14 protein-coding genes are annotated in these 14319 nt (G+C 65.6%); 4 read left to right on the forward strand and 10 right to left on the reverse strand.

Features of this window, described 5'->3' with window-relative positions; all coding sequences use genetic code 11:
• Window positions 1-267: 267 nt before the first annotated feature.
• The 10 genes from NMQ09_RS14320 to NMQ09_RS14365 form a co-directional block, all read right to left on the reverse strand.
• On the reverse strand, window positions 268-1272 hold the full coding sequence (locus NMQ09_RS14320) for a Brp/Blh family beta-carotene 15,15'-dioxygenase (RefSeq protein ID WP_425607242.1): 1005 nt from the start codon (window positions 1270-1272) through the stop codon (window positions 268-270).
• Window positions 1273-1345: 73 nt separating this feature from the next.
• A complete protein-coding gene (locus tag NMQ09_RS14325) occupies window positions 1346-2128 on the reverse strand; it encodes a lycopene cyclase domain-containing protein (RefSeq protein WP_255191259.1) in 783 nt (260 codons plus the stop codon).
• 34 nt (window positions 2129-2162) lie between these two features.
• Complete coding sequence (locus tag NMQ09_RS14330) at window positions 2163-3014, reverse strand: bacteriorhodopsin (protein WP_255191260.1); 852 nt, start codon at window positions 3012-3014, stop codon at window positions 2163-2165.
• Between the two features lie 156 nt (window positions 3015-3170).
• Window positions 3171-4493 (reverse strand): hydroxyacid-oxoacid transhydrogenase, encoded by a 1323-nt coding sequence (locus NMQ09_RS14335; RefSeq protein WP_255191261.1) that lies wholly within the window; start codon window positions 4491-4493, stop codon window positions 3171-3173.
• Window positions 4493-5296 carry an N-acyl homoserine lactonase family protein gene (locus tag NMQ09_RS14340; RefSeq protein WP_255191262.1) on the reverse strand — a complete coding sequence of 268 codons (804 nt, stop codon included), beginning with the start codon at window positions 5294-5296 and terminating at the stop codon, window positions 4493-4495. Before NMQ09_RS14340 ends, NMQ09_RS14335 begins: the two co-directional genes overlap by 1 nt.
• Window positions 5297-5383: 87 nt before the next feature.
• Complete coding sequence (locus tag NMQ09_RS14345; RefSeq protein WP_255191263.1) at window positions 5384-6205, reverse strand: DUF429 domain-containing protein; 822 nt, start codon at window positions 6203-6205, stop codon at window positions 5384-5386.
• A gap of 115 nt (window positions 6206-6320) precedes the next feature.
• Window positions 6321-6656, reverse strand: coding sequence for a 50S ribosomal protein P1 (rpl12p, locus tag NMQ09_RS14350; RefSeq protein WP_255191264.1), 336 nt, complete (start codon window positions 6654-6656; stop codon window positions 6321-6323).
• 22 nt (window positions 6657-6678) lie between these two features.
• Window positions 6679-7707, reverse strand: coding sequence for a 50S ribosomal protein L10 (locus NMQ09_RS14355; RefSeq protein ID WP_255191265.1), 1029 nt, complete (start codon window positions 7705-7707; stop codon window positions 6679-6681).
• Between the two features lies 1 nt (window position 7708).
• Window positions 7709-8341, reverse strand: a complete 633-nt coding sequence (locus NMQ09_RS14360) for a 50S ribosomal protein L1 (RefSeq protein ID WP_255191266.1) — start codon at window positions 8339-8341, stop codon at window positions 7709-7711.
• Window positions 8342-8566: 225 nt separating this feature from the next.
• Window positions 8567-9793, reverse strand: coding sequence for a DUF975 family protein (locus NMQ09_RS14365; protein ID WP_255191267.1), 1227 nt, complete (start codon window positions 9791-9793; stop codon window positions 8567-8569).
• Window positions 9794-9924: 131 nt separating this feature from the next.
• On the opposite strand from NMQ09_RS14365, the gene NMQ09_RS14370 reads away from it, so the two are divergent.
• From NMQ09_RS14370 to NMQ09_RS14385, 4 genes are all read left to right on the forward strand, one after another.
• Window positions 9925-10734, forward strand: a complete 810-nt coding sequence (locus tag NMQ09_RS14370) for an RIO1 family regulatory kinase/ATPase domain-containing protein (RefSeq protein WP_255191268.1) — start codon at window positions 9925-9927, stop codon at window positions 10732-10734.
• A 127-nt stretch (window positions 10735-10861) separates the two neighbouring features.
• A complete protein-coding gene (locus tag NMQ09_RS14375) occupies window positions 10862-12310 on the forward strand; it encodes an extracellular solute-binding protein (protein ID WP_255191269.1) in 1449 nt (482 codons plus the stop codon).
• Window positions 12300-13328, forward strand: coding sequence for a carbohydrate ABC transporter permease (locus NMQ09_RS14380; protein WP_255191270.1), 1029 nt, complete (start codon window positions 12300-12302; stop codon window positions 13326-13328). Before NMQ09_RS14375 ends, NMQ09_RS14380 begins: the two co-directional genes overlap by 11 nt.
• Complete coding sequence (locus NMQ09_RS14385; protein WP_255191271.1) at window positions 13328-14317, forward strand: carbohydrate ABC transporter permease; 990 nt, start codon at window positions 13328-13330, stop codon at window positions 14315-14317. Before NMQ09_RS14380 ends, NMQ09_RS14385 begins: the two co-directional genes overlap by 1 nt.
• The last annotated feature ends 2 nt before the right edge of the window (window positions 14318-14319 follow it).

Raw genomic sequence — 14319 nt, forward strand, 5'->3', positions numbered from 1 at the left:
TCTATGAGAGAGTCGGAAGAACACAGTGATTCGATGGGGTCGTTTCGTCGACGGTTGTCTGATCGGCACAGAACTGCCTGACAGTGTGTGCATCGAGCTACCGAGAGACGAAGCAGGTGACGCGGTGTATAGTAGCCACTGAAAGTCAGTGCACACCTGCTCGCGACTCAGCGGCCAGTACTGGCGAGATTCCGTCAGTACTGGCCGCTCTGCTGCGAGCAGTGTGTAAATCGTTTCAGTTGTTACTATAGCGTTCGTCCCTTCGCCCTACTCCCCTTCCACACCGTCTACCGACCAGATCCCCTGTTCACGATCGAGCATCGAGACCACGACGACGTGTGGCAGGGTCAACAGCGCGATACCGACGAGGTAGAGCCCGACCACGTCGGGAAGCGTCGCCGGCGTCCGCGGTACAGCGAGCGCGACCACGCCGACGACGACGAGCGCACCCGCCGTCAGCGGGGCCGCGTCTCGAGCGAAGCGCAGCCACGCGGCTCCCGGCGCACCACGCTCGAGCGCCTGGCGTGCGACATCGTCGACCAGCATCGTTCGCAGGATGTGCCGGACGGAGTGCCAGAAGGTGAAGTAGAGTCCGATGGCGAGGATCGGCGGGACGAGCGCGAAAAACGCGAGGAGACCGAGCGTCTCGCCGGCGTCGACCAGCCACGGGCCGCGCGACGTCGCCCGGAGGTACCCGAGTCCGAGCGTTACGGCCACCAGTGTACCGAAGCCGACGGCGACGGCAGTCCGGACCGACGGCTCGAAGACGGGCTCGAGCGTGGCTGCGGCGGCGGGATCGAACAGTGAAACGAGTGTGCCCGCGACGAAGGCGTACTGGTCGGGGAAGGCTACGAGCGGCACGAGCATCGGTACCCCGCCGCGGACAACGAGGGTGAGGACGCGGCTCGTTCGGGTCTCGAGGTGGTCGGCACCGGCGAATTCGACGATCGCGTACACGTCGCCCTGCCCCCAGTGGACCAGGGTGAGGAGGATGAACAGGGCGAACGCGAGTGCAGGCGAGACGACCCAGACGACGGCGTAGGCACCACCGACGACGAGATAGAGCAGGCCGACGGCCGCGAGCGCCCGTCGGGTGACCGGTTCGCCCCGGGCGCGTGGCAACACGAGGTGGTCGACGGCACCGTGGGGCACCCCGAAGACGAGGACGCTGAACGCGAGCGGAACGTACTGGACGGCCATCGTCGGCGAGCCGAACACCGCGACCGTCGCCAGCCCGAGGACGATGGCGAACGCGCCCAAACCGAGGCTCATCCGAGCTGCTCGTCTGCGCGCGGCGTCGGCTGCTGACGGCCAGTGGTTCACCGGGCGGTCCACGGCGTGGTGTTCACCCGACATCGACGTCCCTCCCGAACCAGCCGGCCGCCTGCTCGAGCGTCGGCAGTTCGTGGCGTCGCTCGAGGACCCACACGTAGAGGACGAGCGCCTGGACGACGAAGACGTTCGTCACGAGGAAAAACAGCGCCTCCTCGATCGGCAATCCGACGAGGGTGTAGCCGGTCGTGTGCGCCGGCGAGATGATCCAGATCCCGAGCCGGATGGCGATCCAGTCGGCGATCCAGAGGTAACACGTCGGGACGGCGATCGCCAGGACCGTGAGTCGGCGGACGCGCCAGAGGTAGGTGAGCCCGAACGCCCACTGAATCGCCAGGATCGGGCCCGCCCAGAACAAGATCGCGCCGAGGTAGAACGTCGTGGTCGTCTGGAGGAGGCCGAACCCGACGAGGCTCACCGTTATCCCGGCGAGCGCGCCGATCACGCGGTGGCGCGTCGGAATGTGCAGCGAGACGTCCGCGACCTCGAGAAACTGGGCGAGCCACAGCGCCGTCAGGATCGGCTGGAGGACGAAAAAGAGGTACTCCTCGATGGGGGCGTGCCAGATCGTCGCGACGGTCGCTCTTTCCCCGTACCACCAGACGCCCTCGGCGATCAGCAGGTTGTCCCACGGCGTGGTGTAGACCAGCGCGAGCGCGATCACGATCGCCAGCCCAGAGCCCACGCGACGGTCCCACCAGGCTTCCGACCGGTGAACGGCCAGCCAGGCCAGTAGGAGGATCGGCGGAACGACGAACACGGCGTGGAACTCGAGGTACGTGAGTGGTGGCGTCATGGCGTTCGGGAACCGCGTCGGTCGCCGCCGTGGCTCAGTCGTCGGCCGGCGTGAACTCGGGGAGGCTCGAGCCGTACTCCGCGCCGGCGACGATCTCCTCGGGTTCCCTGGCGACGTAGAGCATGATCAACACCGTCACGACGTACTTGCTCACGATGTCGAGGATGCTGTAGCCCCAGGAGGTGTAGGCGACCTCGAGCAGCGCGATTCCCTCGACGCCGAGGAACCACAGGATCGGGTAGCCGAACCAGCTGACGACCGTCAGGATCTTCAGCGTGTTGAACAGTCCCGAGGTTCCCGTCTCCTTTGCGTCGGCGTCCCACTCGACGAGGATGATGTAGACGATCACCAGGAAAAACGCCGAACTGATCACGAACCACCACCAGCGCAGGAGGTGACTCGAGGTGGTCAGGGCGGCGGCGAGGCCGGTGACGCACATGGCGATGGTGAACGCCGAGGCGGTCAGAATCTTCGTCAGGTTCGAGCCGGCGATCATCCCGAGAGCGATCAGGATGAACGGCGTCGAGAACGCCCAGGTGAGGTATCGACCCCACATCGTGAGGACCTCCTCACCCGCCCGTGCGTGCCCCGCCGGCATCTCCAAGAAGCTGATGGTCAACCCGGTCGTGAGGCCGGTGTAACTCGAGATCGAGACGACGGAGATGAGCATCACCGAGACGGCGATGAGCTTCGATCGCGGATCGGTGAGGTTTCGTCCGAGGTAGACGATGCCGAGGATGGTCAAGCCGGCCAGCGCGATGTTGAGCACGAATGACCACGCGAGCAGGGGATCGTCGAACACGTACTCGAAGACCTCTCGCTGGGTTTCGGGGGCCTGTAAGACAGTATCCCAGGCGGACCACGTCGCGCCGTCAGTTGAAACCATTGTCTATTGAAGACGTAGGATCTGTGTCAGATACGAGTGTAGCCATACTGGTAAGGGGGTCTGGCGTAGGGTTCTGACTGACTCGGAGGGTGCAAGGGGAGCCGTCTCTAGACGGATCGTCCGGTCGACAGCCCGTTCCGGTCATCGGTGGTCGAGTCATTCCCCCGGGCCCCAGTTGTGCAGTGAGTCGCGGAAGATCGCGACCACGTCCTCTTTCGTGACCGGGCGCGGATTGCACCGCAACAGTCGCTGCTGGTTCTCGACCGTCTGCGTGGCGAGCCAGTCGATCTCTTCCTCGGTGACGTCGGCCAGATCGGCGAGCCCGCTCGGGAGGACGTTCAGATCCCGCTGCAGGCGGACGAACTCCTGTCGGGCCTCGTCGGCCGCCTCGCGAGCGCTCTTTCCCGCCGTATCGGCGCCGAGCAGTGCTGCCACTTCGACGAATCGCTCGGGATCGCTGGCGACGTTGTAGCCGAGCGTGCTCGCTGGGGTGAGCACCGCGATGGTCTCACCGTGGTACGTGTGATACCGGTTTCCGACGGGGTAGGCCATCGCGTGACAGAGGCTCGCCCCCGCGGTCAGCCCCGAGATGGCTCCGAACAGCGCCCCCTTGAGCATGTTCGACCGCGCCTCGAGGTCGTCGCCGTTGTTGACGACCCGGCGGACGTTTCCGGAGAGGAGTTCGATCGCTCGCTCCGAAAACATCTCGGTGAGGTCCGTTCGGCCGGCGTACACCGGCCGTTCGCGCGGCTCGGTCGCCCGCAAGAGGTCGTCGAACCGGTGGGTGGTGTAGCCCTCGATCGCGTGCCCGAGAGCGTCCATCGCCGTCTCCGCGGTCAGTTTCGGGGGGAGCGTCGTCGTGAACGTCGGATCGAGGACCGCCGCGTCGGCGCGGATGTAGTTACTCGAGATGCCCTCTTTGGTCTCTTTCTCCTCGACCGCGAAGATGGCCACCGGCGAGATCTCCGAACCCGTGCCGGCCGTCGTCGGCATGAGGATCAGCGGCGGGCCCGGTTCGGTCAGCGCCTCGCCTTCGCCGGTGGGTTCGGCGATGTAATCGAGAACCTCCCCACCGTTCGCGATAATCGCCCGGGTCCCCTTCGCGACGTCGAGGCAGCTCCCGCCGCCGAAGCCGACGTAGAAGTCGTAGCCGTCCTCGCCCTCGTGCTCGCGAACGAACGAGAGACAGTCGTCGACGACCTCGATCGAGGGCTCACGTTCCGTGCTATCCCAGACGGTGACGTCGTACCCCGATTCCTCGAGGTGGTCTTCGACGCGACCCACGTGGCCGATCTCGACGAGGCGCTCGTCGGTGACGAGCAGGCCGTGGGCCCCGTCCTCGACGCCGAGATCGGCGAGCTGGTAGCCAAGCTCCTCGACGGCGTGGGGGCCAAAGCGCAGCTGTGGCATCTGGATATTCCAGACGGTCTCGGGTGTCAGCGCGTGGGCGTCGGCCGAGACGGATCGCTCGTAGCTCACTATCCCCACCCCCCACGGATCTCCTCGAACTGGTCGTAGTCGTGACCGAGCACGACCTCGGCGTCGTGGCGGCGCTCGAGTGCGCGGATCAGCTCGAGGCTCTCGCGCCACTGGGTCTTGCCCCACACCAGCGGCCCGCCGAGGGGGATTCCCTCCTCGTAGTTGGGCAGCTGGTAGAGCTGGTCGCCGGTGAAGACGATCGTGCCCTCGTCGTCGAGGTGGATCATCGTCCCCGTCAGCCCAGGTGTGTGCCCCGGGAAGTGAATGAACTCGACGTCCTCGAAGTGCTGTTCGCGCTCCCGTTTGAGAACGTGCCAGTTCAGGTCGTGGTCGAAGTCCTCGAGGACGTACGCCGCACTTCCTTCGTCGCTCTTGGCGCTGTAGTAGGCGAATTTGAGCTCTTCTTCGTGGACGAACACGGGAACGTCGGTGCCGTCGAAGAACTCGAGGCCGCCGGCGTGATCGAGGTGTAAGTGCGTCTGGAAAACGTAGTCGATGTCCTCGATGCCGTAGCCGGCCGCCTCCAGGTCGTCGTCCAGTCGATGCTCGTGGGCGTCGTACGGATAGAACGCCTGGGACAGCCCCTCGGGCCAGTGGCCCTCGAGCGCCTCGTGGTGTGAGCCAGTGTCCCAGAGGATCGTCCCCTGGGGGTGGTCGATGACGAGACTCCAGACGGGTATCTCGCCGTAGTCGGTGTCGGGGTTGGGCTCGTCGTGCGTGCCGAACACCTTCCCCTCGACCATGTAATTCTGGTCGCACTCGAGTGCTCCACGGTACAGAACGTCGATCGTTGCGTCTACCATCTGTCGTGCCTCCGACCGCTCGTACATCGATCCCCGCAAAAAGCGTTTGCGTGTGTTTGACACTCGAGTGGTCGGGCGTCTCCTCGATCAGCTCGAACGCGTCGTCGGCTCGTGATAGACGATCTCCATCGGCAATCCGTGCCGGTCCCGCGGAACTTCGGGAGCCGCCGATTCGGACGGCAACCGTCGAAGGTCGCCCGCGAACGCCGTCACCGCGAGGGCGAACGCATCGAGTAAGTCGTCACGATCCGAGCCGTGGATCCGGCGCTCGTGGGGCTCGAGGTCGGTCACGTGCTCGGCCTCGAGCGCCTCGTACCGCTCGTCGAGCCCGACTGCCCAGTCGTAGTGGTCGCCGAGTGTGGCGAGTGCCTCGAGTCGAGCCTGTCGCCCCTCGTCGGTCGTTTTCGACGCCGCGATTGGGCCGTCGCCGAGGGCCGCGAAACAGACCTCGGGATGGGCCTCGCGAACGACCTCCCTCGCGTCGTCGAACTCCCGAAGAAGCGCCTCGACCTCGAGGATCCGCGGCGTGATGGCCCACGCCTGGATCGTCAGTCCACGACCGGCGCGCTCGCGGTTTCGCGCGTTCGCCGCGCCGAACGTCGGCTGTCTCGCGGCCTCCCGACAGGGGACGTCGAAGACGCTCGAGCGCCGGTCGGGTCCGAGAAGCTCCCGTGCCGCCGCGTCACATTCGCGGACGATCGGCCCCTCGTCCTCGAGGTCGTCGGTTCCGGCGGGCAGCCCGATCGGGATGTCGACGAGGATCGTCTCCGCGTCGTCGCGCCACGCCCGCCAGACGGTCAGCATCGACGGGAAAAACGCTGCGTCGAACTCGAGGCTGTCGGGGCCGCCGGTGGCGACGACGGCGATCCAGCCGCGTCCGCCCCAGTCGAGGCCGAGTGTGGTTGTCATACCGAACCCGCGAACGGCTGGCTAATAACTGTTGGTGTACTGACTCGACGGCGCCGTCGCTCCTCGGCGCGTCGGTCGAAAGAAAATCGTGGTTTCCGGGTCGTCGTTGGGCGACTTAGCCGAAGAGCTGACCGAGGCCCTCGCCGCTGGCGTCGTCCTCCTCGTCGTCTTCGTCCTCGTCTTCGTCGACGGTGTCGGGGACGTCGCTGGTCTCTTCGTCGTCGGCGGCTTCGTCGGCGGCCGCGCCACCGGCAGCGGCGCCGGCGGCGGGGACGGCGGCTGCCTCGGCGACAGCCTCGTCGATGTCGACGTCCTCGAGCGCGGCGACGAGCGCCTTCACGCGGGACTCCTCGACGTCGACACCGGCGGCCTCGAGGACGCCGGTCAGGTTCTCTTCGTTGATCTCTTCGTCGGTCTCGTTCAGGATGAGTGCAGCGTATACGTATTCCATTGTCGTGTTCCTCCGTTAGTGGTTATCCGAACATCGCGCCGAGGCCGGCTGCGCCGTCGCCGTCATCTTCGTCGTCTTCGTCGTCGTCGGCGGCCTCCTCGGGCTCGTCGTGGTCGTCGGCCGATTCGTCCTCGTCGGGCGTCGCCGCGGGGGCGGGTGCCTCGACGTCCTGGAGTTCCTCAGGCAGTGCCTCCTCGTCGTCGATCTGTGCAGCGATCGCCCGCAGCTGGGCGTCTGCTTTGCGCACGAGATCGGGCATGAGCTCTTCGTCCTCGATCGCGGCGTGCAGACCGAGGCTCTTGGCCTCGCCCGTCGCCTTGGCGATGAGCGTCGGCACCGTCGCGGCGGTCGGGAAGCTCGCGTTGACCGCGAGGTTCCGGGCGCGCGCGGCGGCCGTCGCCACGTCGCTCTCGTAGGCCTCGACGTCGATGTCGAGGTCCTCGGGGTCGAAGAGTACGCCCTCCGAATAGACGGCGCGGAGGTCGAGGCCGACCTCCTTGGGCTCGATGCCGAGTTCGTTGAGGACGTTCGCGAGGTCCGCGGAGACCTCCTCGCCGGCGTCGAGCACCTGCGAGTCCTCCATGACCTTGATCGAACCCTCGTCGATCCGGGCGTTCGCGCCGACCTGCTGGAGTTCGCCGACGAACGGCCCCGGATCGATCCCGGTGTCACCCTCGGGGATGACGATGTCGTTCGGGGCGACCTCGCCCTCGTTGATCGGCGCGGGCGTCTTCGACGCCTCGAGCTCCTTGTAGAGCGCGAACGGGTTGTCGTTCGTCGCGATGAGGCCGACCTGACCGTCGACGTGCTCGAGCAGGTCGTCGAGGTCGGCCGCCTCGAGCGCGCGCTCGGTGAGCGTGTTTCGGCTCACGCGCAGGACGGCGGTGCCGTGGAGGCCCCGTCGCATGTCCTGGAGCTGCTTCGAGGGGATGCCGGCGATGCCGACGACGCCGATACTCTCGTAGCTCTCGACGAGCTCGGAGAGGGCGTCGACCTCCTCTTTCTTCCACTGGGGAAGGTTCTCAGTTTTGCGTTCTGCTTCGGCGCTCATCTCAGGCCACCTCCACGGATGGGCCCATCGTCGTCTTCACGTAGACGGAGTCGATGTTCTGGGGGCCTTTCTCGAGGTCGGCGTGCAGGCGACGGAGGATCACGTCGATGTTGTCGGCGATCTCCGCTGCGCTCATGTCCTCGGCGCCGACGAGCGTGTGGAACGTGCGTCGGTCACGCGAGCGAAGCTGCACGGTGTTCTTGAGTCGGTTGACCGTCTCGACCACGTCCTCGTCGGGCGAGAGCGGGTCGGGCATCTTCCCCCGGGGACCCAGGATGGTACCAAGGTACCGGGCGATGTCTTGCATCATCGCCTCCTCGGCGATGAAGAAGTCGGTCTCGTCGGCGAGGTCTTTGGCCTCGTCGTCGTCCAGATCGGCCACGTCGTCTTCCGAAAGGACCTGGTCCGCGACCTCCTCGGCGCGGACGGCGGTCTCACCTTCGGCGATGACGACGATCTGAGTTTCCTGGCCGGTTCCGGACGGCAGGACGATCGACTCGTCTACACGGTTCGACGGTTCGTTGAGGTCAAGGTCGCGCAAGTTGATCGCGAGGTCTACCGTCTCGGTAAAGTTCCGGTCCGGCGACTCCTCGAGTGCGCGAGCCACTGCTTGTTCGATTTCCGAATCTGCCATCGTTCACCTCCGTAGTACGCAGGGTGTGCTCCTACGGGTCAGTGAAACAGGCGAAGCCTGTCTCTGTCGAAGAGAGTGCCATGGACAACTTAAACCCGTCGAACCGAGCGCCCGAAATTCGCGTGAACAGGTCGTTCGGTGGCCACCTGATCACGCTCGCGACGGACGCAACGGCGCGGTCACTCTCCCCGATGAGGTGTGGCTACCATCACCAACGGGATGCATTCACCACCGTCGGTCGTCGTCGTTGTCGTCCCAGTCGCTCGAGGTGTTCCACTCGTCTGACTCGTCGTCCCAGCCATCGTCGTCGTTGTCGTTGTTATTCCAGCCGTCATCGTCGTTATTCCAGCCGTCATCGTCGTCTCCGTCGTCGGCCCGTTCATCGTCCTCCTCGAGCTGGCGCTCGTCCTCGTCGGTCCGCCATCGACCGTCCTCGTCCCGGCCACCGTCTCCACGAACGGCCGCGCGCTGTTCGGGGATCAGGTCGAGTTCGCGGTCCGTGTCGCCGAGCAGTAACAGGGCATAGTACCGAAGGTAGGAGTAGATGGGAACCTCGATGAGGGTGATGTAGACCAGAAACAGGACGAACGCGGCGAGGAGGGTTACCGCCGCGAGGACGAGACCGATCGGACCGAGCAGTGCGGCGAAGATCACGGCGAGGATACCGAAGGGGAGCCCGATCAGGAGGACGCCGAAGAACGCGAGGAACGCGATGGCGATGCCGACGAGCACCCAGATGATCCACACCAGGACCAGGTAGACGACGTACTCCGTCCAGTTCGCGGTGAACGTCGGCCAGAACCGTTTCCAGCCGCCGAGGACGGTCCGTTCCTCGAGCAGCATGATCGGGACGACGAAGACGGTGGTAAACCGCATCACGATCGCGTAGAGGAGATAGATCGGAATCGCCAGCAACGCGAGCAACGCGAGAGAAGCGAACGCCACTTCCTCGAGCGCGTCCGCGGTGAAGACGACGACGAAGAAGCCGAGTACGAGGGGACCGAACGCGAGCAGGCCAACGATCACCCGGAAGAGAAACAGTCGCCCCGCTCGCCCGAGATTCTCGCGTGCGTAGCGTCTGACGTGGACGTTACTCGAACGGAGACTTTCGACGAAGACGAAGTCCATGATCGCCCGGAGGATCGAGAACACCAGCCAGATGACGAAGCCGACGAGTAGCAGTACGACGCCAACCAACAGGAGTTCCTCCAGTGGGAAGTCGGCTTCGGGATCGATCGGCTCGCCGGTCGGGTCGGTCGGTTCTTCGACCGGGACCGTCGGCCCGTCGGCGACCATTCCGATATCGCCGACCGGTGGCGTCCCGCCGCCAATCCCAGCCCCGCTGATGAAAAAGACCACGAGCACGAGCCTGAGCCACATCCCCGCCCGTATCGGAGTCAAAAACTCCCTCGTTACGTCGATCGCATCACTCAGGTCGTCGACGGCGTACATTCTGATCGCCCTCACGTTCGACCTCGCGGAGTAAAATTCTACTGATACGTTCAGTCGGCGACGACGCCTCCGGCACGCGGATTCGAATCCATCACCGGGACGCATTTAACGATCGCATTCCATCGACACGTATGGACATCCGCCAGCTCGCTCGGGGGACCGTCGAGTGGGACCGCCTCGAGCGCGTCTTCCACACGCTGGTGGACCGATACGATCGCGAGGTCGTTCGGGTACAGTTTCTCGAGGCGGACAACTGGCTCTCGACGCCGTGTGTCGTCGACGACGAGTTCTTCGTCAAGATCGTCACCCGGCAGAACGCGCTCGTCCACGCGGTGCTCACCACGGGCCGGAACGTCGGCGCGTTCTCCTCGGGCACCGAGGGCTTTTTCGACCGGTTCGACACTCCGCTCGAGATGGTCGAACACGAGTACGAGGCCACCAGGCGGATGCGCGAGAGCGGCCTCAACGCACCCCGTCCCATCGAGGCGTTCGAGGCCAACGGGCTCGGCGTCCTCGTCCTCGAGTACCTGCCCGAATTCGAGACGCTCGAGGAGCTTTCGCCGGAGGAGGTGGCCGACCTCGCGCCCGAACTCTACGCGATGCTCTCGACGCTCCACGAACACGGGCTGGCCCACGGCGACCTCCGCGCGGAGAACATCCTGCTGAGCGACGGCGACCTCTACTTCATCGACGCAACGCGGATGCGCGAGGACCGCTCCGCGGAGACGGCTGCGTACGACCTCGCGTGTGCGATGGCCGTCCTCGAGCCGCAGATCGGTGGTCGAGAGACCGTCCGTGCGGCGGCGACGGTGTACACACCAGCTGAGCTCCTCGCGGCACGGGAGTTCCTCGACTTCGTGCGCCTCCGTCCGGATCACGAGTTCGACACGACGCAACTGCGAAGCGAGGTGGAGAAAGCCGCCGATCTGGGCAGCCGGTGACGGCGCCACCACCAGTTTGTCGGCCCAGGTAGCCGGTCACGAACGCACCAGCCGATTCGACGGTCACGAAAATCTATATGCTGCAACGTCAGGAATTAAGGGTGCGCGCGGACTTTCCTTAGGGGCAATGGGTCGATACGGCCTCTCTCGCCGGGCGTTCGTCGTCGGATCGTCGACGGCGTCGGTGGGAGCGGTTTCCATCACCGGCTGTCTCGGCCGGACGCGCGATGACCAGACCGTCGTGATGTCCGGTGACACCGACTTCGAGGACATCATGCACGCGGACGGGGACGAGCCGTCGGTCCAGGAAGCGCTGTGGGACGCAGGGCTCGACGAGGACATCACGGTCGAGGTACAAGCGAGCGTCGACGACTCCGCCCAGCGGATGCAGGCGTACCAGTCCGCGCTCCAGGCCGGACGCTCCCCGCCGGACATCTTCATGATGGACAGTGGGTGGACCATCCCCTTTATCCTCAGAGAACAGACGACGAACCTGACGGAGGCACTCCCGGACGACGTCGTAGCGCGCGTCGAGGGGGAGTACCTCGAGGCAGCACTCGAGACTGCGTACCACCCAGAGACGGACGACCTGCACGCAGTGCCGCTGTTTCCCGACTTCGGCACGATGCTGTACCGACGAGACCTCGTCGAGGAGGCCGGACACGACACCGACGGCTGGGACGAAGACCCGCCCTCGTGGGAGGAGTTCTCCGAGGTCGTCGCCGATACTCGAGACGACGCCGGCCTCGACTTCGGCTTCACCACGCAGGCGGCGGCCTACGAGGGACTTGCCTGCTGTACGTTCACCGAGGCGATGTCGACGTGGGGCGGGGGCTACTTTGGCGGCACCGAGAACCTGTTCACCGCCGGCGACCGGCCCATCACCGTCGACGACGAGCCCGTCCTCGACGCGATCCGCATGATGCGGGCGTTCATCCACGGCGACGGCGACGAGCACGCGCTGGACGGCTACCAGCAGATCTGTCCGTCGGCGATCGTCCAGTGGTCAGAGGAGGAGTCCCTCGGCCCCTTCGAGGGTGGCAGCGCCGTCGCCCACCGAAACTGGCCGTTCGCGATCGCCGCGACCGGCGACGAGGAGGTCTTTGGCGAGGGTCTCGGCGTCATGGCGATGCCGTACGCCGTCTCAGAAGCGGAGGCCGAACACGAGGGCGTCGGCGGCACGGCCGCCGGACTCGGCGGCTGGCACCTCACGCTCAACCCCAACACCGACCGCGCCGAGGAGGCGTTGCAGGTCATCGAGGCGTTCACCCACGACGAGGTCATGCTCACCATCTTCGAACTCCAGGGCTTCCTCCCGCCGGTCTTAGAGCTCGTCGAGGAAGCGGACCCCGACGAGATCGGGCCGGTTGCGAGGTACACAGAACAGATCCAGATCGCCGGCGAGAACGCGGTGCCGCGACCGGTGACCGACGTCTGGCCGGAGCAGTCGGCGCTCATCTTCCAGGAGGTTCACGCGGCCTACCGTGGCGTGAAGTCACCGGAGGCCGCGATGGGCGACTTATCGGCGCGACTCGAGCGAAGCGAAGCGGACGTGGAGGACCAGCATGGCGACTGACACCGACGGGCTGACCCGCGGCGAGACGGGCGAACGCGACCGGACGGGCAACGTGGTCGTCAACTGGATGGAGAACCTGAGCGAGGCGGCCTACGCCTACCTGCTGTTGATCCCGGCGTTCGCGCTACTGGCGTTCATCGCGTTCTACCCGCTGCTCATGACGTTTATCATGTCGTTGCGCGCCGACGAGACGCGAGGTGCGGAACCCCTCGGCGGGTTCGTCGGGGCCGAGAACTACGTCGACATCCTCACCGGGAACGCCCGGCTCGCCCGGCAGTTCCTCGACGTCGGGGTGTCTGCGTCGTTCCCGTTCGTCGAGTTCGGGACGCCGTTCCTCCAGCAGGCGCTGTTCGTGACGCTCGCGTTCGCGATTATCAGCGTCTTCTTCGAGACGGTGATCGGCTTCGGGCAGGCGTACGTCTTAGATCAGGACTTCCGCGGCCGGCGGTGGGTGCGCGTCGCGATCATCCTGCCGTGGGCCGTCCCGATCGTCATCCAGGGGATGATCTTCTTCCTGCTCTTTCAGCCGGAGGTCGGCTTCGGCAGCGACCTCATGCAGTGGCTCGGGATCTTCGGTCCCGATCCGCTGGCGGACAGCCAGGATGCGTTCGTGATCATCCTCGTCGCCGACATCTGGAAGTCCGCGGCGTTCATGGCGCTGTTGATCCTCGCCGGCCTCCAGAGCGTCGACCGGAGCCTCTACGAGGTCGCCCGCGTCGCCGGCGCGTCGCCGTGGCAGCGCTTTAAGTTCATCACCCTGCCGCTCGTGTTGCCGGCGTTGCTCGTCGCCATGTTGTTCCGGACGATGGACGCCATGCGCGTCTACGGGCTGATCGAGTCGACCGCCGGCTGTACGACCGTCCCCTCGCTGACGTGTCTCGTCGTCGAGGCCATGTTCGGCGGCACCCGCATCTTCGCGACGGCCGCGGCCGTGGCCTTCACGACCGCCCTCGTCATCGGCCTCATCATCTCGGTGTACGTCGCGTTCTTCCGCGACACCGAGGGAGGGATCTACTGATGGACGACCGTTCCGACGTCGACCGGTCGGAGCGCCACCGCGCCGACGGCGGCACAATCTTCGGGGAGCGCGAGGAGGCCGAACTCGACCGCGGCCCGTTCCAGCAGTGGGTCGCGGACTCGATCTCAGATCCCGAACGTGCCTATCGGTCGATGTTCTACGTCGCGACGATCTTCTTCCTGTTCACGACGCTCTTTCCGTTCTACTGGCTGCTCATGGTCGCGCTGACTCCCGAAGGCAGACAGCAGGACATCATCCTCACGCCGAACGGGTTCAACCCCGGCGCGTTCGTCGAGGTGTTCGAGGTCATCCCCTTCCACTGGTACATGTTCAACAGCTTCGTGATCGCGACGGCGTCGACGATCATCGTCCTCGTCGTCGCGAGCCTCGCGGGGTACGCGTTCGGCCGGCTCGAGTTCCCCGGCAAAGTGCCGATGATGTTGCTCGTGCTCGTCGTGTCCTTTTTCCCGCCGGCGGCCTTCTTCATCCCGCTGAACGACCTGTTCAACCTCCAGTTCGCCGTCCTCGAGCCGGTCACGGGCGACGGCAGCCTCTACAACACCCCCGGCGCGATGGTGATGCCGCTGTCGGCGCTGTTCATGCCGCTGGCCATCTTCATCCTCACGACCTTCTACTCACAGATCCCCGACGGCTTAGAGGACGCCGCCCGCGTCGAGGGGACGACCCGACTCGGTGCGCTGTTTCGCGTCATCATCCCGCTGTCGGCCCCCGGCGTGGCGACTGCGGGCGTGTTGACGTTCATCGCCGTCTACAACGAGTTCTTCTTCTCGTTCCTGATGACCGACGGCCAGCCCGAGAACTGGGCGCCGATCCTCGAGGGCATCCTGGGCTACCAGGGCCAGTACGAGGTGCTGTACCACCTCATGGCCGCCGCGAGCATCATCGGCGTCATCCCGGTCGCGATCCTCGTGATCGTGGCCCAGGAGAAGATCGTCAGCGGCCTCACTGCCGGCGCACTCAAGGAGTGATT

This window comes from Natronobeatus ordinarius (assembly GCF_024362485.1).
GTDB classification, from domain to species: domain Archaea; phylum Halobacteriota; class Halobacteria; order Halobacteriales; family Natrialbaceae; genus Natronobeatus; species Natronobeatus ordinarius.